Source organism: Synechococcus sp. RS9907, from assembly GCF_014279615.1.
Classification (GTDB): Bacteria; Cyanobacteriota; Cyanobacteriia; order PCC-6307; family Cyanobiaceae; genus Parasynechococcus.
In genome coordinates this window covers 735,611-755,064 of record NZ_CP047944.1, presented here as the reverse complement: position 1 = coordinate 755,064, position 19,454 = coordinate 735,611, and the positions used below count along the sequence as shown (strand labels likewise).

Annotated in this window: 21 protein-coding genes; 14 read left to right on the top strand and 7 right to left on the bottom strand. The window is 54.0% G+C overall.

Features of this window, described 5'->3' with window-relative positions; all coding sequences use genetic code 11:
• Nucleotides 1-38: 38 nt before the first annotated feature.
• Nucleotides 39-854 carry a 3-methyl-2-oxobutanoate hydroxymethyltransferase gene (gene panB / locus SynRS9907_RS04160; RefSeq protein WP_188021915.1) on the top strand — a complete coding sequence of 272 codons (816 nt, stop codon included), beginning with the start codon at nt 39-41 and terminating at the stop codon, nt 852-854.
• On the opposite strand, the gene hemW is transcribed toward panB, so the two are convergent.
• Entirely contained in the window at nt 766-1,971 is a 1,206-nt protein-coding gene (gene hemW / locus SynRS9907_RS04155) for a radical SAM family heme chaperone HemW (protein ID WP_188021914.1), read from the bottom strand. The genes panB and hemW overlap by 89 nt on opposite strands.
• A gap of 39 nt (nt 1,972-2,010) precedes the next feature.
• Between hemW and SynRS9907_RS04150 the strand changes: the two genes are divergently transcribed.
• The 5 genes from SynRS9907_RS04150 to cbiB all read left to right on the top strand — a co-directional run bounded on the left by SynRS9907_RS04150 (nt 2,011) and on the right by cbiB (nt 6,714).
• Nucleotides 2,011-3,168 carry a PIN/TRAM domain-containing protein gene (locus tag SynRS9907_RS04150; protein WP_115008736.1) on the top strand — a complete coding sequence of 386 codons (1,158 nt, stop codon included), beginning with the start codon at nt 2,011-2,013 and terminating at the stop codon, nt 3,166-3,168.
• Between the two features lie 24 nt (nt 3,169-3,192).
• Nucleotides 3,193-3,861, top strand: a complete 669-nt coding sequence (locus tag SynRS9907_RS04145; RefSeq protein ID WP_114988632.1) for an ATP-dependent Clp protease proteolytic subunit — start codon at nt 3,193-3,195, stop codon at nt 3,859-3,861.
• Between the two features lie 53 nt (nt 3,862-3,914).
• Entirely contained in the window at nt 3,915-4,517 is a 603-nt protein-coding gene (locus SynRS9907_RS04140; RefSeq protein ID WP_006851781.1) for an ATP-dependent Clp protease proteolytic subunit, read from the top strand.
• Nucleotides 4,518-4,579: 62 nt separating this feature from the next.
• Nucleotides 4,580-5,575 (top strand): ketol-acid reductoisomerase, encoded by a 996-nt coding sequence (ilvC, locus tag SynRS9907_RS04135; RefSeq protein WP_114988451.1) that lies wholly within the window; start codon nt 4,580-4,582, stop codon nt 5,573-5,575.
• 119 nt (nt 5,576-5,694) lie between these two features.
• Nucleotides 5,695-6,714 (top strand): adenosylcobinamide-phosphate synthase CbiB, encoded by a 1,020-nt coding sequence (cbiB, locus tag SynRS9907_RS04130; RefSeq protein ID WP_188021913.1) that lies wholly within the window; start codon nt 5,695-5,697, stop codon nt 6,712-6,714.
• A gap of 7 nt (nt 6,715-6,721) precedes the next feature.
• On the opposite strand, the gene SynRS9907_RS04125 is transcribed toward cbiB, so the two are convergent.
• On the bottom strand, nt 6,722-7,480 hold the full coding sequence (locus SynRS9907_RS04125; protein WP_188021912.1) for a sugar transferase: 759 nt from the start codon (nt 7,478-7,480) through the stop codon (nt 6,722-6,724).
• Between the two features lie 31 nt (nt 7,481-7,511).
• Nucleotides 7,512-8,741: a glycosyltransferase gene (locus SynRS9907_RS04120; RefSeq protein WP_188021911.1), complete on the bottom strand. Its 1,230-nt coding sequence runs from the start codon at nt 8,739-8,741 to the stop codon at nt 7,512-7,514.
• A gap of 65 nt (nt 8,742-8,806) precedes the next feature.
• Between SynRS9907_RS04120 and SynRS9907_RS04115 the strand changes: the two genes are divergently transcribed.
• Nucleotides 8,807-9,076, top strand: a complete 270-nt coding sequence (locus SynRS9907_RS04115) for a hypothetical protein (protein WP_186510609.1) — start codon at nt 8,807-8,809, stop codon at nt 9,074-9,076.
• A 1,204-nt stretch (nt 9,077-10,280) separates the two neighbouring features.
• On the opposite strand, the gene SynRS9907_RS04110 is transcribed toward SynRS9907_RS04115, so the two are convergent.
• Together SynRS9907_RS04110 and SynRS9907_RS04105 are read right to left on the bottom strand one after the other, a co-directional pair.
• On the bottom strand, nt 10,281-10,463 hold the full coding sequence (locus SynRS9907_RS04110) for a hypothetical protein (RefSeq protein ID WP_188021910.1): 183 nt from the start codon (nt 10,461-10,463) through the stop codon (nt 10,281-10,283).
• Nucleotides 10,457-11,041, bottom strand: a complete 585-nt coding sequence (locus tag SynRS9907_RS04105) for a recombinase family protein (RefSeq protein ID WP_188021909.1) — start codon at nt 11,039-11,041, stop codon at nt 10,457-10,459. The genes SynRS9907_RS04110 and SynRS9907_RS04105 overlap by 7 nt, the downstream gene beginning before the upstream one ends.
• A 550-nt stretch (nt 11,042-11,591) precedes the next feature.
• Here SynRS9907_RS04105 and SynRS9907_RS04100 point away from each other — a divergent pair.
• The 3 genes from SynRS9907_RS04100 to SynRS9907_RS04090 all read left to right on the top strand — a co-directional run bounded on the left by SynRS9907_RS04100 (nt 11,592) and on the right by SynRS9907_RS04090 (nt 13,869).
• A complete protein-coding gene (locus SynRS9907_RS04100; protein ID WP_255445983.1) occupies nt 11,592-12,467 on the top strand; it encodes a LysR substrate-binding domain-containing protein in 876 nt (291 codons plus the stop codon).
• Between the two features lie 178 nt (nt 12,468-12,645).
• Entirely contained in the window at nt 12,646-12,894 is a 249-nt protein-coding gene (locus SynRS9907_RS04095) for a hypothetical protein (RefSeq protein WP_188021908.1), read from the top strand.
• A 384-nt stretch (nt 12,895-13,278) separates the two neighbouring features.
• On the top strand, nt 13,279-13,869 hold the full coding sequence (locus SynRS9907_RS04090) for an endonuclease NucS domain-containing protein (RefSeq protein ID WP_188021907.1): 591 nt from the start codon (nt 13,279-13,281) through the stop codon (nt 13,867-13,869).
• On the opposite strand, the gene SynRS9907_RS04085 is transcribed toward SynRS9907_RS04090, so the two are convergent.
• Nucleotides 13,870-14,196 (bottom strand): hypothetical protein, encoded by a 327-nt coding sequence (locus SynRS9907_RS04085; protein WP_188021906.1) that lies wholly within the window; start codon nt 14,194-14,196, stop codon nt 13,870-13,872.
• Between the two features lie 766 nt (nt 14,197-14,962).
• Here SynRS9907_RS04085 and SynRS9907_RS04080 point away from each other — a divergent pair.
• The 4 genes from SynRS9907_RS04080 (at nt 14,963) to SynRS9907_RS04065 (ending at nt 17,888) form a co-directional block, all read left to right on the top strand.
• Nucleotides 14,963-15,151, top strand: a complete 189-nt coding sequence (locus SynRS9907_RS04080; protein ID WP_188021905.1) for an AlpA family transcriptional regulator — start codon at nt 14,963-14,965, stop codon at nt 15,149-15,151.
• Nucleotides 15,152-15,231: 80 nt separating this feature from the next.
• On the top strand, nt 15,232-15,552 hold the full coding sequence (locus SynRS9907_RS04075) for a hypothetical protein (protein WP_188021904.1): 321 nt from the start codon (nt 15,232-15,234) through the stop codon (nt 15,550-15,552).
• A 5-nt stretch (nt 15,553-15,557) separates the two neighbouring features.
• Nucleotides 15,558-15,965 carry a hypothetical protein gene (locus SynRS9907_RS04070; RefSeq protein ID WP_188021903.1) on the top strand — a complete coding sequence of 136 codons (408 nt, stop codon included), beginning with the start codon at nt 15,558-15,560 and terminating at the stop codon, nt 15,963-15,965.
• 1,380 nt (nt 15,966-17,345) lie between these two features.
• Complete coding sequence (locus SynRS9907_RS04065; protein WP_188021902.1) at nt 17,346-17,888, top strand: hypothetical protein; 543 nt, start codon at nt 17,346-17,348, stop codon at nt 17,886-17,888.
• Here SynRS9907_RS04065 and SynRS9907_RS04060 read toward each other — a convergent pair.
• Entirely contained in the window at nt 17,885-19,150 is a 1,266-nt protein-coding gene (locus SynRS9907_RS04060) for a site-specific integrase (RefSeq protein WP_188021901.1), read from the bottom strand. The two genes, SynRS9907_RS04065 and SynRS9907_RS04060, sit on opposite strands and share 4 nt — an antisense overlap.
• Nucleotides 19,151-19,454: the final 304 nt, after the last annotated feature.

Here is a 19,454-nt window from a genome sequence, read left to right as displayed (position 1 = left end):
AATGCTAGCAATGAGCCCCCGAGGGGTTCTGAAGCTGCATGCGTCCTTCTGATCTGACCCGCTTCAAGCAGAAGGGCCAACCCATCGCCGTGCTCACCGCTTGGGACAGCCTCTCTGCAGCTCTGGCCGAGGCCGCCGGTGCAGACGTGCTGCTGATCGGTGATTCACTGGCGATGGTGGCGCTGGGCCATGCCACAACACTCCCGGTGAGCCTGGACCAGATGCTCCATCACACCCAGGCAGTCGCCCGGGGATTGACGGCCATGCCGGCCGACCAGCCTCTGCTGGTCTGTGACCTGCCCTTTCTCAGCTACCAGTGCGGCGAAGACCTCGCCGTGGCGGCTGCAGGGCGTTTGTTGAAGGAGTCCAGCGCAGCGGCGGTGAAATTGGAGGGGGCGGAACCCGAGGTTGTCGCCGTCATCGACCGTCTTGTGCGCATGGGCATTCCCGTGATGGGGCATCTGGGCCTCACCCCGCAGGCCGTGCATCGCCTGGGGTACAGGCGCCAGGCCACGGACGCCATCAGCCAGGAACGCCTGGTCGATCAGGCGCGCACCCTCGAGCAGAAGGGCTGCTTCTCCCTGGTGCTGGAACATGTTCCTGCCGAGCTGGCATGCCGGGTGCAGCAGGCCCTGACCATCCCGGTGATCGGCATCGGGGCAGGTGACGGCTGCGACGGCCAGGTGCGCGTCACCGCAGACCTGCTGGGGCTCACCGCCAAACAACCTCCCTTCAGCCCAGCGCTGGTGGATGGCCGCCGCCTGTTCATCGACGCGTTGAAGGATTGGGTCCAGCAGACCCGGAAGAACACTCTTCCCACCACAGAATCACCTCAATCAGCACCTGATTGCTGAGGGCCATGCCCTCGGGGTCGGTGAGGCACCAACGGCCTGCCCGCTGCTGCAGCCATCCACGCTCAACGAACGGTTGCCAGCGGCGCACCAGGGCATCGGCATCAAGACCTTGAAGGGTCACCCCTTCCCGGCGCCGCAGACCCACCAGCAATTGATCATCCAGGGGGAGTCCAGCCTCGGCGACTGATTCCTCAGGAGGATGATCCAGCCATTCCGCGTAGGCGGCGCGGGTGCGGGGTCGCGCCAAACGCACCCCCCAGGGTGCTGATGTCGCTCCCATGCCAAAACCCCACCAGCCGGCACCGCTCCAGTACACCCGGTTGTGACGGGAGGCATGGCCCGGACGGGCGTGGTTGGAAATCTCGTAGCGGCTGAGTCCAGCAGCCGACAGCCGTTGTGTGGTCCGCTCCATCAAGGCAACGGCCAGGTCGTCCTCCGGCAGCTGCAACAGGCCAAGCGTTCGTCGGCGATCAAACACCGTGCCCGGCTCCACCGAGAGGTCGTAAATCGAGAGATGGGGAGCCTGACTGGCAATGGCCTGATCCAACTGCGCATCCCACCCGGCCAGGGTCTGGCCCGGGAGGTTCTGGATGAGATCGAGACTCCAGGACCGAAGCGCGCCATCGCGCCAGGCCTGAACCAGCCAGTCGATCGCCGCATGGAGGTCGCTCTGGCGATGCCGACGCCCCAGCTGCTCGAGCACCGCATCATCAAAGCTCTGCCCCCCCAGGCTGATGCGGTTCACGCCATGGGCCAGAACGGAGGCCAACTGCGCGGCATCAAAGGTGGCCGGATCCATCTCCAGGGTGATTTCCGCACCCGGTTGAAGACCGAATTTGTTGGCCAAGGCATTGATCAGTGCTCCGATCTGATCGGGGCACAACAGCGATGGCGTTCCCCCGCCGATGTAAACGGTGGATAAGGGAGGACCCCCTGGGGCAGAGGCGATTTCCCGATGCAGCAGGCCTAGGTACTCACGGATCGAGCGACTGCCAGGCCCGTTGTCGGCGCGGGCCTGGTCCCCCAGGGGAACCACGGCGAAATCGCAGTAGTAACAGCGCCGGTGGCAGAAGGGAATGTGGAGGTAGGCGCTGCGGGGCGGGATGGGATAAGGCATGCTTCTGGCATCCGGATCGAGCTGCCACGACCTGAACCCATGGTGGATCCGCTCATCCTGCTTCTGTTTGTGGTTTCCGGTGCAGCTGCCGGGTGGATGGGGATTCACTTGCTGCCCGACGGCCTGGTGAGTGCAACCACCAATGCTGAACAGTTGCGTCTCCAGCTCAGCGGAGCGGGAGGTGGCATTGGCTTGATCGCAGGCCTGGTGTTCAAAAAGCTGCGCGTGCGCCTGATGCAGCAGGTGCGCACCATGCCCACCGATCTGCTGGTGAGCCGGGCTGTCGGCCTGATCCTGGGGCTGCTGGTGGCCAACCTGCTGCTGCTCCCTGTTCTGCTGCTTCCGTTCTCCGGAGGAATTGTTCTGCTCAAACCCCTTCTGGCGGTGGTGAGCAATGTCTTTTTTGGAATTCTCGGAAGCAACCTGGCGGAAGTTCACGGCCGCACGCTGCTGCGCCTGTTCAATCCCGCGAGCACGGAGGCGCTGCTGGTGGCTGATGGGGTGCTGACCCCCGCCACGGCCAAGATCCTGGACACCAGCGTGATCATCGATGGCCGGATCCGCGGCATGCTCGCCTGCGGATTGCTGGAAGGGCAGGTGATCGTTGCCGAATCGGTGATCGATGAGATGCAGCAGCTGTCGGATTCCACCAACATCGAAAAGCGGGCCAAGGGCCGACGTGGCCTGAAGCTTCTGAAGGATCTGCGGGAAACCTACGGGCGGCGGTTGGTGATCAACAGCACCCGTTACGACGGCAAGGGAACGGACGACCGATTGCTGCAGTTGGCATCCGACACCGGCGGCACGCTGGTGACCGCAGACTTCAACCTGGCGCAGGTGGCCCAGGTCAAAGACCTGAAGGTGATGAATCTGAGTGAGCTGGTGATCGCGTTGCGGCCTGAAGTGCAACCAGGCGATGAGCTCAAACTCAAGATCGTGCGAGAGGGCAAGGAGGACAGCCAGGGTGTCGGCTACCTCGATGACGGAACGATGGTGGTGGTCAACGAGGCGAAATCGCTGATCGGCCAACGCAAACCTGTGGTGGTGACCGGTGCCCTGCAAACCCCAACCGGACGCATGGTGTTTGCACGGTTGGACGAGAACGATGCATCAACGGACACCAAGCCCTCATCCAAATCGAAAAGTCAGGGAAAACCGGCCAAAACCAGCAACCGCAAGCCCGCTGACCCCGGCTAGGCTCGCCCCACCGCGATGGTGGAGATGACAACTTCGGCCCCGTACTACGGCGACAGCGCCGTGATGCGCACACCACCTCCTGACCTTCCCTCACTCCTGCTCAAGGAGCGAATCGTCTACCTGGGCTTGCCCCTGTTCTCTGACGACGACGCCAAGCGTCAGATGGGCATCGATGTGACTGAGCTGATCATTGCTCAGCTGCTTTATCTGGAGTTCGACAACCCAGAGAAGCCGATCTACTTCTACATCAACTCCACTGGCACCAGCTGGTACTCGGGTGATGCGATCGGATTCGAAACCGAAGCCTTCGCCATCTGCGACACCCTTCGTTACGTGAAGCCTCCGGTGCACACCATCTGCATCGGCCAGGCCATGGGCACGGCGGCGGTGATCCTTTCGGCAGGCACCAAAGGTCAACGGGCCGCGTTGCCTCACTCCTCCATCGTTCTGCACCAGCCCCGCAGCGGCGCCCGCGGCCAGGCGACGGACATCCAGATCCGGGCCAAAGAAGTGCTGCACAACAAGCAGGCGATGCTCGAGATCCTCTCCACCAACACAGGTCGTTCTGTGGAGGAGCTGAGCAAGGACTCCGACCGCATGAGCTACCTCACCCCTCAACAAGCCGTTGAGTACGGACTGATCGACCGCGTGCTCAGCAGCCGCAAGGACCTGCCTGGCAATCCCCCCGTCTGACCGACGGCATCAGACCCAACCCTTCTGCCCTTCCCTCATCAACGTTCTGAACCATGCCGATCGGTACCCCCAGCGTTCCCTACCGCCTGCCCGGCAGCCAGATGGAGCGCTGGGTCGACATTTACACCCGTCTCGGGGTGGAGCGGATCCTCTTCCTTGGCTCTGAGGTCAATGACGGCATCGCCAACAGCCTGGTGGCCCAGATGCTCTATCTGGACTCGGAAGACAGCAGCAAGCCGATCTACCTGTACATCAACTCCCCCGGCGGCTCCGTCACAGCTGGACTGGCGATCTACGACACGATCCAATACGTGAAGAGCGAGGTGGTGACCATCTGCGTTGGCCTTGCTGCCTCCATGGGCGCCTTCCTCCTCGCCGCCGGCACCAAGGGCAAGCGGGTCGCCCTGCCCCACAGCCGGATCATGATTCACCAGCCCCTGGGCGGCACCAGCCGTCGCCAGGCCAGTGACATCGAAATCGAGGCACGGGAAATCCTGCGGATGAAGGAGATGCTGAACCGCTCCCTGGCCGACATGAGTGGCCAGAGCTTCGAGAAGATCGAAAAGGACACCGATCGGGACTACTTCCTCAGTGCCGAAGAAGCCAAGGAATACGGCCTGATCGACCGCGTCATCTCCCATCCGAACGAGGCCTGAACCGAACGGGTCAGGCCGCTGCGTAAGCTCGTCCACTGCAGTGTTCCGCAAGCCCGCCCCGGATGGCCCAGCTCTTTTACGACTCCGACGCCGATCTCGGTCTGCTGAACGGCAAGACCGTGGCCATCATTGGTTATGGCTCCCAGGGTCATGCCCACGCTCTGAACCTGAAGGATTCAGGCGTGAACGTGGTGGTGGGCCTCTATGACGGCAGCCGCTCCGCCGAGAAAGCCAAGGCGGATGGTCTTGAAGTGCTGAGCGTGGCCGATGCCTCAGCCAAGGCCGACTGGATCATGGTCCTGCTGCCCGATGAATTCCAGAAGGACGTCTACGAGAAGGAAATCGCACCCCACCTGAGTGCAGGCAAGGTGCTCAGCTTCGCCCACGGCTTCAACATCCGTTTCGAGCTGATCAAGCCCCCCGCCGATGTGGATGTGGTGATGATCGCCCCGAAGGGCCCTGGCCACACCGTGCGTTGGGAGTACCAGAACGGCCAGGGCGTGCCCGCCTTGTTCGCCATCGAACAGGACGCCTCCGGCAACGCCCGCGGCATGGCAATGGCCTACGCCAAGGGAATCGGTGGCACCCGTGCCGGCATTCTGGAGACCAACTTCAAGGAAGAGACCGAAACCGACCTGTTCGGTGAGCAGGCTGTGCTGTGTGGCGGCCTCTCTGAACTCGTGAAGGCTGGTTTCGAGACCCTGGTGGAAGCGGGCTACCAGCCCGAATTGGCTTACTTCGAATGCCTGCACGAAGTGAAGCTGATTGTGGATCTGATGGTGAAGGGAGGACTGACCTCCATGCGCGATTCGATCTCCAACACCGCGGAGTACGGCGACTACGTCAGCGGCCCCCGTCTGATCACCGCCGACACCAAGGCCGAGATGAAGCGCGTTCTGGCCGACATCCAGGACGGCACCTTCGCCAGGAACTTCGTGGCCGAATGCGAAGCCGGCAAGCCAGAGATGAAAAAGGTGCGCGACCGTGATTCCCAGCATCCGATCGAGAAAGTGGGCAAAGGCCTGCGCTCGATGTTCAGCTGGCTGAAGGACGCCTGATCCAGCGCAAGCGCTGAACAGCCGGTGGCATCAGACACCATGACTCAGCTCACCCCCCGCTCTGTTGCCCTAACGGTGCAGAGCGGGGATTTTTGTTGGTTTCTGGCCACGCCCCTCCGATGAGTTCAGAAGCGTTGGGAGGCCTGCTGGTGATCGGGGCAGCCGTGCTGGATCAGTTGATCGGTGACCCGCGCCGGTGGCTCCACCCCGTGGTGGTGATGGGGTGGGGCATTCAGCAGTTGCGCCATTGGGTCGAGCCATGGGCGGGGGACCATCCGATCAAGCTGCGGATCGGGGGAGGCCTGATCAGCCTGATCGTGGTGCTTGTCAGCGTTCTGACGGGCTGGTGCCTGGAGCGGCTGCTGTGGCTTCCCTCCCCATGGGGATGGCTCAGCATTCCGATACTGACCCTGAGCCTCGCCAGCGCCCTGGCGGCTCGCAGCCTCAGGGACAGTGTGCTCGCCGTGGTGGATGCACTGCCCTCAGCGGCGGTGGGGGATCTCGAACCAGCCCGCCGGAACTTGAGCTGGATCGTTGGACGCGACGTTCAGAGTCTGGATCGCACGGGACTGCTCAGGGCCGCAGCTGAAACAGCCTCAGAGAATGCTGTGGATGGCGTGTTCGCACCGCTGTTCTGGATGGGGATCGGTGCCCTGCTGTGGATGGTCCTGCCCGCTGGCCCTGGTCCGCTGGCGCTGGCCTGGGGCTTCAAGGCCAGCAGCACGCTGGATTCCATGCTCGGGTACCGCAGCGGTCGGCTGCGCTGGTTGGGGACAGCCGGCGCTCGCCTCGATGATCTGCTCACCTGGCTGCCCTGCCGTCTGGTCATGCTGACGCTGCCCCTGGTCTGCCCACCCTGGACGCAATGGGTGCAACGGGTGCAGGCAGCAGAGCGGGATGGCTCTGCGGATCCATCCCCCAATGCAGGTCGTTCAGAAGCGATCTACGCCCACTGCATCGGGATCCAACTTGGCGGCGAGAACAGATACGGAGAGCGCTTGGTGCATAAACCTGTGCTTGGGGCCGGCCAACCAACAGCAAGCGGGCCTCTGGTTAGAGCAGTTCTGCAGGCATCAAGCCGACTGGAGATCGTCTGGATCAGTGGTCTTGGAATCATCCAATGGACCATGAGCCGCTGAGCACAAGTCAGTAAGCACCTCGGTCCATCGGCAGGAGCAACACGCCAAACGTGCGCAGGATGATGGCGAAGTCCAGGCCGAACGAACGACCACGGGCATAGGCCAGATCCAGCTTGACCCGTTTCTTGTAACTCAAGTTGTTTCTGCCACTCACTTGCCAAAGGCCGGTCAACCCAGGGCGGACTGAGGCAACTTCATCCATGTAGGGGCCATAACGAACCAGTTCTTTCTCGACGATTGGGCGTGGACCGACCACGCTCATCTCCCCACGCAGAACATTCAAGAACTGCGGCAGCTCATCAAGACTCGAGCGGCGCAGGAAACGGCCTAGGGGAGTGATTCGGGGATCACGTTTCAGCTTGAAGTCACGCTCGAACTCAGCACGCAGCGAGGAATCTGCCTCCAGAACACGCGCAAGAACGGCATCAGCATCCGCCCGCATGGTGCGGAACTTGATGCAGCCAAAACGTTGATAGCTCCGGCCCACCCGACGCTGGACGTAAAACACAGGCCCCGGTGAACTGAGCTTCACCAATCCCGCCAGAAGCAGCAACACCGGTGAGCCGATGCTGAGTACAGCCAAAGAAAAAACAATGTCTCCGGTGCGCTTGAAGACTCGGCCCCAACGGTTCTGGTGGCGGATCAGCGTGCCGGTCGACAGAACCGATGGCGGAGCTGAGATCAGCGCAAGGTGCGGCTTGTACTTGCCGCGGCGAGCGACACGCCCTGCGGACTGAATCAAGGATGGCCGGGAGGCCGAGGTCAATGGCTCAACCTGGGACTCACCACACTCAACGTCACAGGCGCAGCCCTGGCATCTCCGCAGGGTCACTCGCTGCAACGGCACAGCCCCGCCGATGGGCACTCCAGGCTGTTCGCAGAGCCGATTCAAAGCGCGCCGCGAAGGCTTCCGGTCTGAAGCGCTCGGCCCACGCACGAATGGCTTCTGCATCCAAAGAACGCCAAATCCGTTCTTGTTCAAACCACTCCACGGCCTGCACCAACGACTCGACGCTTTGATCCGGGAACAGAACCCCAGTGGGCTCAGAAATCCCTGCAGCAGCACAACGCACGGTGTCCAACAAACCGCCCCGCCCCAACCCAATCACCGGGGCTCCAGACGCCATTGCTTCCACCGGGGCAATGCCGAAGTCCTCCAGGCCGGCGTACACAAAGGCCCGACAACGAGCCATGAGCTCTTCCACCTGCTGCTGGGATTGACGGCCAAGCAAGGTGACCGTGGGACCCGCCAGTGCTTCCAATCGCGCCCTCTCCGGACCATCCCCAACCACAAGCAGGGGTAGACCCAAGCGGTTGAAGGCTTCCACCACAAGATCCACCCGCTTGTAAGGGACCAAACGGCACAGACAGAGGTAAACGTCGTCTCGATCGGCATTCCAGCGAAAGCGCTCCACCTCCACGGGGGGATGGATCACGCTGGCCTCGCGCCCCCAGTACTTGCGGATGCGACGCGCCGTGAAACGGGAGTTGGCAATGAGGTGATCCACCCGCTGGGCACTGAGTTGGTCCCATTGCCGCAGAGCATGCAACTGCCAGCGGATCAAAGGGCTCAGACCACGCCGAGCCAGCGCCGAACGCTGCAGATAAGCGTGCATCTGGTCCCAGGCGTAACGCACGGGTGTGTGCACGTAACTGATGTGCAGCTGATCCGGAGCCGTCAGCACGCCCTTGGCCACCAGGTGGCTGCTGCTGATCACCAGCTCAGCGGCACCAAGATCGATCTGTTCGATGGCAAAGGGCAACAGCGGCAGATACTGCTGCACATGGCTGCGACCCCAAGGCAGGCGCTGAATCGGGCTGGTGAGGATGGATCGTCCCTGCAACCAACTGCCCGGCCGTCGAGATTCGGCGTCGATCAGGGCCGCCATCTGCGGCTCGCAGCCGAGGCTGCGCAGAAGGGAATCAAGCTCTTGAACAACCTGCTCTGCCCCACCGACAGAACGAGGCGAGAACCACTCATGAACCAGAGCGATGCGCTGCGGGAGGAGATCCGAAGCCGAGGCCATCCCTCAGGAGTGAAGCGAACGCTACGAAGTCTCTCAGCTCATTGCAGGAGCAGGCCAAGATCACGATGCTGGTGCACATGTCCAGCACGAACATCACCATCAACATCCTCCTGGAGGAGGCATTGAACGAACCGGACATCGGCACAACGAGCCGATTCCGTTGGCATGCCACAGCGGTGGGGATAGCGGCACTTTGGATTGACAGCGCTCCGCCATCAACACCGCCCTTTGAGGACGCCCTTAAAGAAGGGCTCAATGTGGGACTCGACCTCAGCCGAGAGGAGCGAGAATTTCATCAAGTGGAGCAGGGGCTGGTTCTGCTGTTTCATTCATAAAAACAGCTCAGAAACACCCTCTAATAACCCAATCAATAAGCTCAAAGATCAAGCATTTGCGATAAACCACTAGAAGCCTTGATTCATGAATTCTTGATCCAGCAATCTCTTTATTAGACCAATTCAGCAATCAACAAAAACGGAGAGGGTGGGAGTTCATATAGGTTCTAGCAAGACCTTATGACTTGATTTAGGACAAAGAAACGAAGTCATCACTCATTTCCAACAACACATCCAACAACACAATAACGGGACAACCTGGGTCCTACTGACCCCTGGTATGGACTCCACGGGAAAACCGAAATCGATTTCACGAAGCAAACACCCCTACACGATTTCAAATCGTGCCTCTCAGGGTTCTGCGTCAGGACCCCAAGCAACAGACCAAGCACCTGCTGCTCTGGATGACTTGGTGGCATCTGTCCGCTCAAGCGAAGACAAGGACCCCAAAAAAAGGTGGGTCCCACCCCACCTGCTCGACGCAATCACCAACCTCGGCGGGTCAGCGCCTCAACCATAGGTTCGTCCCGCTACACAATCAACGGGAGAAATGCTTGCGCCCATACGCCCTACCCACCTCTGCCGTAGCGAGATCACCAGTGACTCACAAGTGTTGTGGCGTCAAGGGAACTTGCGCTAATTCCGCACTTATGGGATCACGCCTGGGATCAAGATGGACTTGATAAAACAATGAAGATCCATTTACGTGCAGCATCCTGGGTCTGATTTCCCGTCACCCGATAAAGAGCACTCCGCAAGTCGTGGTCAGGGACTCACAAGGTCAGTAAGGGTCCCGTCGCCATCCACGATCCTGAACCGCTTTCCTGTCGCCGCTGCCCGCGACTTAGCAGTCCTGTAGGCATCGCCCTCGTTGTGCTTCTCCTGGTAGAGATGCCATTTGCCGAACTAATCCTGGTATTGGAGGACGAACTTCATCTGAGCGAGTGCTGGAGCGGTGAGGGGCAGGAGCAATAGGGGGAGAAGCAGAAACCTCATCAGTCGCCCATCAAGGACTTGATATTGATGGATCCACTTCATGGAGGACTTCTCCGTCCTCGCCCAGAACTCGGGTCTTCCTACCAATCATCCTGGCGATCCTGTTCGCTTCCTTTGAGGCGACCTCTAACGAAGGCGCTGAGGCGTGGAGGTGCCATTCCATGAAGGGATTCAGTTCTTGGACACGGAACTGGTCTCCTGCCATCCCTCAGTCGTCCTCCACAATTGTCTCCACCACTGCGTCCTTCACCCTGTCCTGAAAGGTCTTGCCGTCTTGCTCAGGGGCAATCGCATTCGCAGTTGCTCTCAGTAGGTCTGCAGTGATCTGTCTTGCTTCTGGGTTGGTGAAGAGGAGGAACCCCAGACCGACTCCGATAAGGATCTTCAGCACGACACCGCCTCCTGTTCAGCAATGATCCGCCTAATCGTTGAGAGGGCGAGACCTGTCTGCTCACGAATGGAGCGATAGGAGCAACCTTCATCCCTCAGTCGCAGCACCAGGCGCTCCTTTGCTTCGTTGGTCTTCGGGCGACCGCCCAAGTTCCCACCTGTTGATCTGCGGTGCTGGATGCTCTCCAGGGTTCGCTCCTGGATCAGTGAGCGTTCCACTTCCGCCAAACCAGAGAGCAGACCAATAAGGACAGGTGCGAACTTCCCTAGTCCTTTGGTGTTGACCAATCCATCCAGCGTTCGGACATGGATCCCTTGCTCCTGCAGTTGGTGCAGACGGGAAACCACTTCAACCTGGGTTCTTCCAAGACGATCCAACTTCGCCACCACCAGTTCATCGCCTGCCACGACGGCATTCAGTGCCGCTTGTAGTTGAGGTCGGTCTTTCTCTTTGACCCTCGTACTGATGGTTTCCTCAAAGACGACCGCACAACCTGCTCCCTTCAACGCCGCAACCTGAGCGTCTGTCTTCTGGGATGCCGTGGAACAGCGGGCATATCCAACGCTGCGGGCAGTCATTGTTCCAAAAAGGGTGTTAGCGAAACTATAGCAACCGAACACCGTTATTGGAACACCCTGATCCAAGTGCCTGTTGATTTTCCTGGTGTTATCGCAACCGAACGGTTGTTGGAACACCTGCAAATCCATGCGTCTTCAGCAATGACCGCTGAGATCCCTCAACTGGGGGAGGCGTACTTGCCTAGATGGATTCAAAATCAGGACAGGTAGAAGACCTCCGTGACGGACTCGGCGAATAACCCTCTCGCTCAAGGTGTAGACCAAGCACCTGCTGGTCTGGATGATTTGGCGGCATATATCCTCTCGGGCGAAAAAGAGTTTCCGAATGAGTTAGTTAGACGTAAGAAGAGGGATACAACCATGTTTTTATGCGGTTTTCGAATAAAGGGATACAACCAGGTTTTATGCGGTTTTCGCATAAAATGCTGAATACCGTGACCGATCAATCGAGGAGAGGTATGGTTAGTTAGTTAGTTAGTTAGTTAACCAACTTGCTCAACACTTGATCGCATGAATTTTTGGTCAGTTGATAACAGTTGACGACCTAGAATTGCTGGACACCCTGATTTGGGTCGGGTCAGGCGAAGAGTGTGCAAGAAGGTGCTTCACTAATCAAAGTACTGTGTCAAGAAGAAATACTACCACTTTGGATTTCTTAGGGTTAAAGTTAGAAAGAAATGCAATGAGTGAATGGGAACTATGCGGTGATTGTGGACTGTTAAACATGGAAAGAAAAGTTCACCAGTATCGTAGATTTAGCCATAAAAAGGAATTTCTACGCTTAGAAGCAACCCCCTGGGCAGGACCGACGCTTGCAACCGCTGCTCCACAGAATTGGACCCAAGGAACATGGAACCACGTTGGCATGCAGCGCCCCCTGTATCTATTAAAAAATAGAATTATTGACGCGTGGATAGGAAGTTATCAACCAGACATGCCTGACAAGCAAAATCCTGATTTTCTTGTTATAGATTTATGCCAAACTCCCGTAAATCTGTGCGCTAATCAAGGACATCCACTAATTAAAAAAGAAAAAGTAACAAGAGAAGATTTGGACGACTTTCCCTCGCTGGCACTACCATCAGGATTTTTTCCAAAAACAGAACGAATACTCAGATCCCATGGGTTATGGTCAACCTCTGCGAGGATGAAAAAGTATAAACCAGAAAAATGGGAGGGCAGAACTAAAGACAATTCAACACTTTGTTACGCAACATGCTTAGGTCTAGAGATTATGACAGAACTTGAGAAAATAAATTATGATCTTGGTCTACTGTCAGGCGAGAGTTTGGTCGTACTTAGAGAATTTGCAAATGAAAAGAGGATTTTACAACTCTTGAAAAATCTGGGGCACAGAGTCATGGAGAAATCACGCATGCACCCTGACCTCACTCCGTGTTTTGATTCCACGTCTGCATTTGACTAAGCAATCAAGTACCACTCATGGAATAAAGATGCTGCTAATGGTGGCGTCATAGACAGTGCTTGACACCAAATAATCTTTAAATTCCCTGCCAATCAGAAAAATGCTGATATTGCATAAATTCTTGTCAATAGAAGCAACTAGCAACTAACTTTTACCAGTTGCAAGTTTCACATCACAGGTGGATCCTTCTGTTATACCAATTAAAGAGTTTATTAACCTTCTCGATAAATGCGAGAAGTTGCAAGCATTGGTCAAGGCGGCAAAGACGCCAGAGGAAATTATTCACATAGCAGAATCAGAAGGTATGAAAATAAGTATGAAGCAATTGCAATTTTGGTCAAAAGAATTGAAGGCGCCATATTTTCCTTGGGCACAAATGGGCAGGCAATGGCGGGAGGAATTCTTCGCAAGAAGTAATCATGAGTAGCAATCTTAGGCAGAGAACACGCTCCCGCAAGCGGGAACTCTTTTGCCCAAAACATCCTGAGCAAAGAATTAATGGTAATGGCAAGAAATACTTCTTGCATCTGCTATCTGCAGATGAATTACGCTCTAGAGGAATGCCAAGTGCCAAGGCAAAATTAATTATCAATGCTTATCCCGTTCTCGTCTTAAGCAATGAGTGGTTAGAAGAACTATTTTGCCCTTTATGTGGTCAAAACACTTGGTACCACGTTATAAGGCATGACCGAGTGAGGCATTCTGTCCGCATTGCGCCACGCGAATTATGGATGCAGGTTGCACATGTTGATCCTTATACGGCAAATCCTAGTGTAAGTGAATTTACAAGAAGATCGTCTAAGCGAGCAAGTTGCAAGCGATCAGATGGCAAAAGATACTGGGACAAGTAGAAAGTACAAGGCAGACGCTTGCAATTCATCAAGTATGTCAGGAGATTGGAACCGTCAGCAACATCTCCAAATACAGAGAGGAGTTAGAGCAACTGATCAAGGGAGAGGCGAAGACCCAGGCACTCGTTAGTCAGGAACCGACCGTCGAGGACGCCACCGTCTTCGCCCTGGAGAAGCACCTTGAGGACTTTCTGGTTGCGAACTGGTCCAGCACACCTCTTGGCAGAACCCATGACCTCTACGAAACGGAGGAATCGAGTGGGCAGCAGTTCCCTACGGATACGGGTCCGATTGACCTACTCGCTATCAGCAAGGACAAGCAGGAGTTGCTTGTCGTCGAACTGAAGAGGGGACGCGCCAGCGATGCGGTGGTCGGACAGATCCAGCGCTATATGGGTTACGTCAAGGAAGACGTTGCCGAAGACCACCAGAGGGTTCGGGGCGTGATCATCGCTTTGGACGATGACAAGCGGATCAGAAGAACACTTCAGATCGCCCAGGGCATCGACTTCTACCGATATGAGGTCAAATTCAACCTAATAAAGACCTGATCAATCAAGATCGGCATAGTTTCCCTGATCATCCCAAACACCCCTGAAGCGTCCTCTTTTGCTTGGGTTATACAGAGGGGCATACTCAATTCTTCGTCCTCCTGAGGGCGCTGCAGAGGTCTTTCCGTAGAACCTTTTACTGGTCATGAAGGAGACATCATCAAACTTCAGACCACGCTGCTTTCTGATCTCAGTTGCTTTGCTTTTTGCCTGCTCAAATCCCACTACCGTACCAAGCACAGATCTAGTGGCAGTCCGGAAGATGACAAATTTGTCCTGAGCGCCATAACCTTCGCAGATTGCAACGTATTCCTGAAAACTAATCATCGAAAATCTCACACGATTTACCCTCGCAAATATTTATATGCCTGAAGAATCAACAAAAACCGGTACAAGAAAAAGGGTCAGACACCACCCTGACCCTGGTCTGACAACCCAAGACGCCACGCACACCCAATATTCCTATCGCTTCTGCCCCTCAGGACGAACTCAAGGTAGCGACAGGCGTACATACGCACAAGCAATACGGACAATACGCGAACCGGTACATACCTCCGACGCATCCCGTCAATACCGTCCATACTGATCTCGTTCCACGCAGTCGAACCCATGGAGGTCTATCCCAAACCGCTCCACACCAGATGCATTTCAAGGAGATCCCGATTGAAGAGAGGGGAATCAACGACGCCCCCCTTTATCAAGCAAGCAGGAAGCACCAGTTACAACAAATCGATGACAACTGACCACAACACACCCAAAAATCAATGAACGCAAAGCACATTTCAAAATCCGATGGCATTCCTCAGGAAACCAATCCCATAGGCAACAGACAGATGAACACATATATACCAAACAGCACAATTCAAGTCCTTGAGAAATTCACCTCCCCCAGTGAAATAGCAAGGATTCAAAAGAAAGATGTACTTAGAACCCAGGGATCATCTACGACATGCGATTTCAGGGCAACAAGGCACAAACTAACTTGACAAACCATCTAAAATTGAATAGAATCTGTTTGTTCCCGTTGAAGAGAAAGATTAAGAACTTCAAGTCAATTAGGAGCAAATAAAACAAATCATTCCTTACTCTGAAAATGAACTCAGATTTCTTGCGTCTACAACAAGTCAAAGAACTGACCTGCCTTTCTAAATCGTCAATTTATCGCCTTATGGAGCAGGGGGACTTCCCAAAACAAGTCCCTTTGGGCGCTCGTTCTGTGGTCTGGGTGAAATCTCAGGTTGAGGATTGGTGCTCTAAAAAAGTTCACTCAGCACTTGGTTGAGCAGGCATAGTCGCTACACCGACTAAAAGTCCCATCGGGGAAACTCGAAAAAACACACACGTACCTCGTCTACTTTCATCATGGATTATTACAACATTTTCTTGATTCGGACACAGGATGTTCCCTGCATTGAACCAAAAACTTTTACGTACAAGGAGACCATCCTGTGGAATGGTATCGCCTCCGACGTACCAGATTATCTTTCTGGCGGATGTACGGGTCACATTGCTCTGGGTAACAACAAAGAGGCGAGATCTTTAGCAAACGAAATTCATCGATTACTGAAAGAAGAGAAGCACAGATTTGATCAAATTGATACCGAACAATTGACATCGCTTGCCGATGCAGTACGCAGCATCAAGGAAATGGATGGTGGACAGTATTCACTATTTGTTGACTAACAAAAATGACAAGCAAAAAACCTGCATCGTCTTACCACGAATCAAACATGAACCAAGACCTAAGCACATTATCAATCAAGTTTGACAAGAAAAAACTCAACCTAATTCTTCAAGAATATCCTAAGTGGAAGAAAAATTTCGATAATGAGATTGCCAAATCAGTTCATCATTCTTTCAGGGATCACCCACCATTCTCCGACTTTGGAGAATACCTCTACGAGGAATGGGACAATGTTCAAGGCAATGATAAGATCTCCACGACTTACAAATTCCTGAGAGACAACGGAATAGCAATTCGTCCCGCTGGATATGAATGCTATACTGTGGAGGAAGAAATAACTAAGAAAAGGGAGAGTGGACCTTATATGAGATTCCCATATAAGAACCAGTCAGGAAAGCACCAAGAGCAGTGAACTTTACCTGCAGTGCTTCGACTTCTAAGGCGAAAATACTAATCGGTCTAAATAACTTATATAAGTTATCGGACTTATCGAAGACAGGACATTTCAGTCAGGAATACTGCATGGTCACTGGGTGCTATTCATTCAACGACTGAATTGAGAGAACTATCCATCATCCGGAGGATGGGTAGTTCTCTTCTTGCACCCTTAAGATCCAATAACTTCCTATATCACATGAATACAAGAAGCATAATGAACCAAGATTACGACTCCCATGAATTAAATCCACTGGATACCACCAGGATTCAACCACTCATGAAAGAGATCAAATCAAAGAACTTATGTTTTGAGTTTTTCATTAGCAGCGTGTATTGGTCATCAACTCCTTATGTTGTGGTACAAAGACACAATAGGGAAATCAGAAGGACCATTAGATCCTTCTACAAAGAAAACATTCGCATGTGGTTTTTCATTGAGAAGCATAAGGAATCAAACTCTTGGCACCGACACATCCTCATGGAAGATGCATCAGCAGATCGATGGAAGTATCCGACTACAAGGATGAGGAACTTCCTGATAGAGAATCCAGAGGTTTACTTTGCCTCCACAATCGGATCAGGAATCACCAGTCAACAGAAGATGGAATTATTGAATCGGGTGTTCCGCTTAATGCCCTTTATTCCCAATGGTCGCAGTGGATTGGACATTAGGTCCATCCACAATCTTGAAAAACTGACTGCCTACTGCACCAAGCAGTTTGAGATAGTGAAACCCGCCTATGAAATCATCGACCCTGTAAGCAGTGATATTGACATCAACTATCTCTTGAAGTACACGCAAGATGGTACACATTGGACCACAAGGCATGAGAAAGAAACCACTAGAAGCAATCACTCACTACCAATCAAGATACCAAAATACTGTTTACCCATCATCTAAACCAAACAAGTCACTACAGGAAGAAAGCACAAATGAACATTTATCCCACTCAAAGAGAAAGAAACAGATACGCAGGCAATGACGTGGGCAAGTCAATCTGCATCAGTTTTGGATACCACGAACTTGACCTGATTAACGTACTTGATAAACTTGCCCATTCTGAATGCGTCAATCGCAGTCAGTGGATCAGACGACGAATAAGGGAAGAGAATCTCAAACTGAAAGAACAAGAATCTTCTTGGAACCAACAAGGAAATCAGAACTTTGTTCAGCAAATTTAAAAAATAAAATCTCCGAACTCTTGAATCAGTCGCCTTATAGAAAAAAACAACTCCAAGCAGGATTTTTAGGGAAAATCAGTTCATAACCATGCAAGTTTTTATGCCTATCCCAATGGAGCATTGACGAAGCATCAGGCGCATAGGTATTGTCGGTACATACGTCAATACCTTCATGCCTGCACGACCAGGTGCGTTTACCGCAAACTTTGCACCAGAGACCCTTAATGATTTCAGGGAAACCTGCAAAAGAAGTGGTCTTCAGTACACGAAAGTTCTAGAAGAACTTGCAAATGGATATTTGGTGCAGGAAGGAACCGTCATTCGGTGCCCTGATCCTGGAAAATTATATGTCTCGATGATGACGCGGCACACAGAAACGATTAGAAGAATTTTTGATCATCTAGAGTCAAAAAATCTTTTAGACAAAGAAACAAAGCGGGAGTTGACGCTAATTGTCGAATCCAGCAAGACAGTGAATCTGGACGATCTAACGAAAGTGGAACCTTCCGAAAAAGACGGTGCCCCGGAGAACCAATCAAGTGCTCGATCTAGCAAGTTCTCTACATCACCAGAGAAATCAACCAACCGCCAAGAGGATATCCACAATCTAAACGAAAAAATGCAATTATTTGAATCACAAAGGGAGGATCTAGTACGCCAACTTGAGGACATGAAAGAACAACTTGCTGCTATTGGCAAGAAAATTGAGTTCTAAATCCTCATGCCCTGAGCAAGCAGTGCATCGCACCACGCAACCATGAACTTTCTCCTCTCATTCAGCATCTCAGACCTATCGTATGCCTTGCGAACTTTGTCTCCGATGCTGTGCGATAACTGCCTCTGAATCAGTTCTGCAGGGAACCCAAGAACCTCTTGCCCTGCCGTCATCGGAATGGAACGCACTCCATGCGCCCTGAGAACGGACTTGTATCCCATCCGAATCAGGTGTTGGTTGATGGAAGCGGGGTTGATGTGAGGAGTGCCCCTAGACCTATGGGAGAAGAACACGAACTCTTCATCCCCATTTACCTTCCGCAGAGAGTCCAGAACCTCTTTAAGTGGATCCGTCAGAGGAACCAGGTGGTCTTGCCCGTTCTTCATACGGTTGCCTGGGATGACCCAGAGGTCCTCTGACTCATCCAGTTCATCCCATCGCATGGGAACTAAGGAACCAACCCTGAGGAAGGTCATGAAAAGGACCTTCACCGCACCCACCATCACCAGGGTTCCGTTTGCTTTGTTCCCCTCCAACTCCTGGAAGAACTGAGGAAGTTGGTCCCACCGCAAGGACGCATGGGGAGTGGGTTTGTGCTTGGTCTTGGTTCCTTTGGTTCCCAGAGCAGGGTTCTGGTCCCTCTCCATCCACCCCTGGTCAATCGCATGGTCAAACACCCCACGCATGACCATCAGGTTCTTCTGTGCCTGGACAGGTGCCCTGACCTCCATGGAACGGAAGTAATCCATCACCTGTTCCCGTCCCTTCTTCCCTCCTGTTCCTTTGTAGTCCCAGGACAGATGCTCCACGGGTGTCTCTGCTCCGAACTTGGGAATCACCTGGTTCCACAAGACATTTCGGTAGTCCTTCTTGGTTCTCTCCTTTGCCGTTGAGGTGGAGAGATAGGACTCACATGCCTGCTCGAAGGTCGGACCTGAGGACTGCTGAACCTTTGCCTGCTGTTCCTCCTTTTTCAGTTCCCTGGGGTCTCTGCCTGTCTCTCTGCTCCAAGACCTGATGCGGTCCCATTCGTCTCTTGCCTGCCTGAGAGACCACTTCCCAACACCTTTCCCATAGACACCAATACGCACAGGGACTTGCTTTCCCTTCCTTCCAGGAGGGAACCGCATCCGTCCCTCAAAGGACTTTCCACCTCCCCTGGATTCTGATTCGATGACCAGAATCAGAGAGTCCCCAACTGAGACATTTCGTTTGCGTGGTCCTGCCTGCTCTGCCTTGACTTGCGAGTCAGAGAGAGGCATCTCAAAAATCCAACAACACCAATTTTATCCAACAACACAACCCCTATTTCCAACAACACATCCAACAACACTTTTTCGGAACAACCTGGTTTTTCTTGGGACAAACCAGGACGACCAAACACTAAAAAAGTCCCTCACCGCAACGGGTTTGGGACTTTCAGGGTCTCAACAGGACTTACTCAGAACGGAGAGGGTGTTTGTCGATTTCATGTTCTGACGCCCCTGTGCGAACGAACACGAACTTATTTTCCGAAATCGTCGGCAAATACCCCATCACATACCCCATCACAAGATTACGGACGTC

Coding starts and splice junctions, on each gene's coding strand:
- panB (WP_188021915.1), top strand. CDS start 39: ATGCGTCCTTCTGATCTGACCCGCTTCAAGCAGAAGGGCCAACCCATC.
- hemW (WP_188021914.1), bottom strand. CDS start 1,971: ATGCCTTATCCCATCCCGCCCCGCAGCGCCTACCTCCACATTCCCTTC.
- SynRS9907_RS04150 (WP_115008736.1), top strand. CDS start 2,011: ATGGTGGATCCGCTCATCCTGCTTCTGTTTGTGGTTTCCGGTGCAGCT.
- SynRS9907_RS04145 (WP_114988632.1), top strand. CDS start 3,193: ATGACAACTTCGGCCCCGTACTACGGCGACAGCGCCGTGATGCGCACA.
- SynRS9907_RS04140 (WP_006851781.1), top strand. CDS start 3,915: ATGCCGATCGGTACCCCCAGCGTTCCCTACCGCCTGCCCGGCAGCCAG.
- ilvC (WP_114988451.1), top strand. CDS start 4,580: ATGGCCCAGCTCTTTTACGACTCCGACGCCGATCTCGGTCTGCTGAAC.
- cbiB (WP_188021913.1), top strand. CDS start 5,695: ATGAGTTCAGAAGCGTTGGGAGGCCTGCTGGTGATCGGGGCAGCCGTG.
- SynRS9907_RS04120 (WP_188021911.1), bottom strand. CDS start 8,741: ATGGCCTCGGCTTCGGATCTCCTCCCGCAGCGCATCGCTCTGGTTCAT.
- SynRS9907_RS04115 (WP_186510609.1), top strand. CDS start 8,807: ATGCTGGTGCACATGTCCAGCACGAACATCACCATCAACATCCTCCTG.
- SynRS9907_RS04105 (WP_188021909.1), bottom strand. CDS start 11,041: ATGACTGCCCGCAGCGTTGGATATGCCCGCTGTTCCACGGCATCCCAG.
- SynRS9907_RS04085 (WP_188021906.1), bottom strand. CDS start 14,196: ATGATTAGTTTTCAGGAATACGTTGCAATCTGCGAAGGTTATGGCGCT.
- SynRS9907_RS04080 (WP_188021905.1), top strand. CDS start 14,963: ATGAACTCAGATTTCTTGCGTCTACAACAAGTCAAAGAACTGACCTGC.
- SynRS9907_RS04075 (WP_188021904.1), top strand. CDS start 15,232: ATGGATTATTACAACATTTTCTTGATTCGGACACAGGATGTTCCCTGC.
- SynRS9907_RS04070 (WP_188021903.1), top strand. CDS start 15,558: ATGACAAGCAAAAAACCTGCATCGTCTTACCACGAATCAAACATGAAC.
- SynRS9907_RS04065 (WP_188021902.1), top strand. CDS start 17,346: ATGCCTGCACGACCAGGTGCGTTTACCGCAAACTTTGCACCAGAGACC.
- SynRS9907_RS04060 (WP_188021901.1), bottom strand. CDS start 19,150: ATGCCTCTCTCTGACTCGCAAGTCAAGGCAGAGCAGGCAGGACCACGC.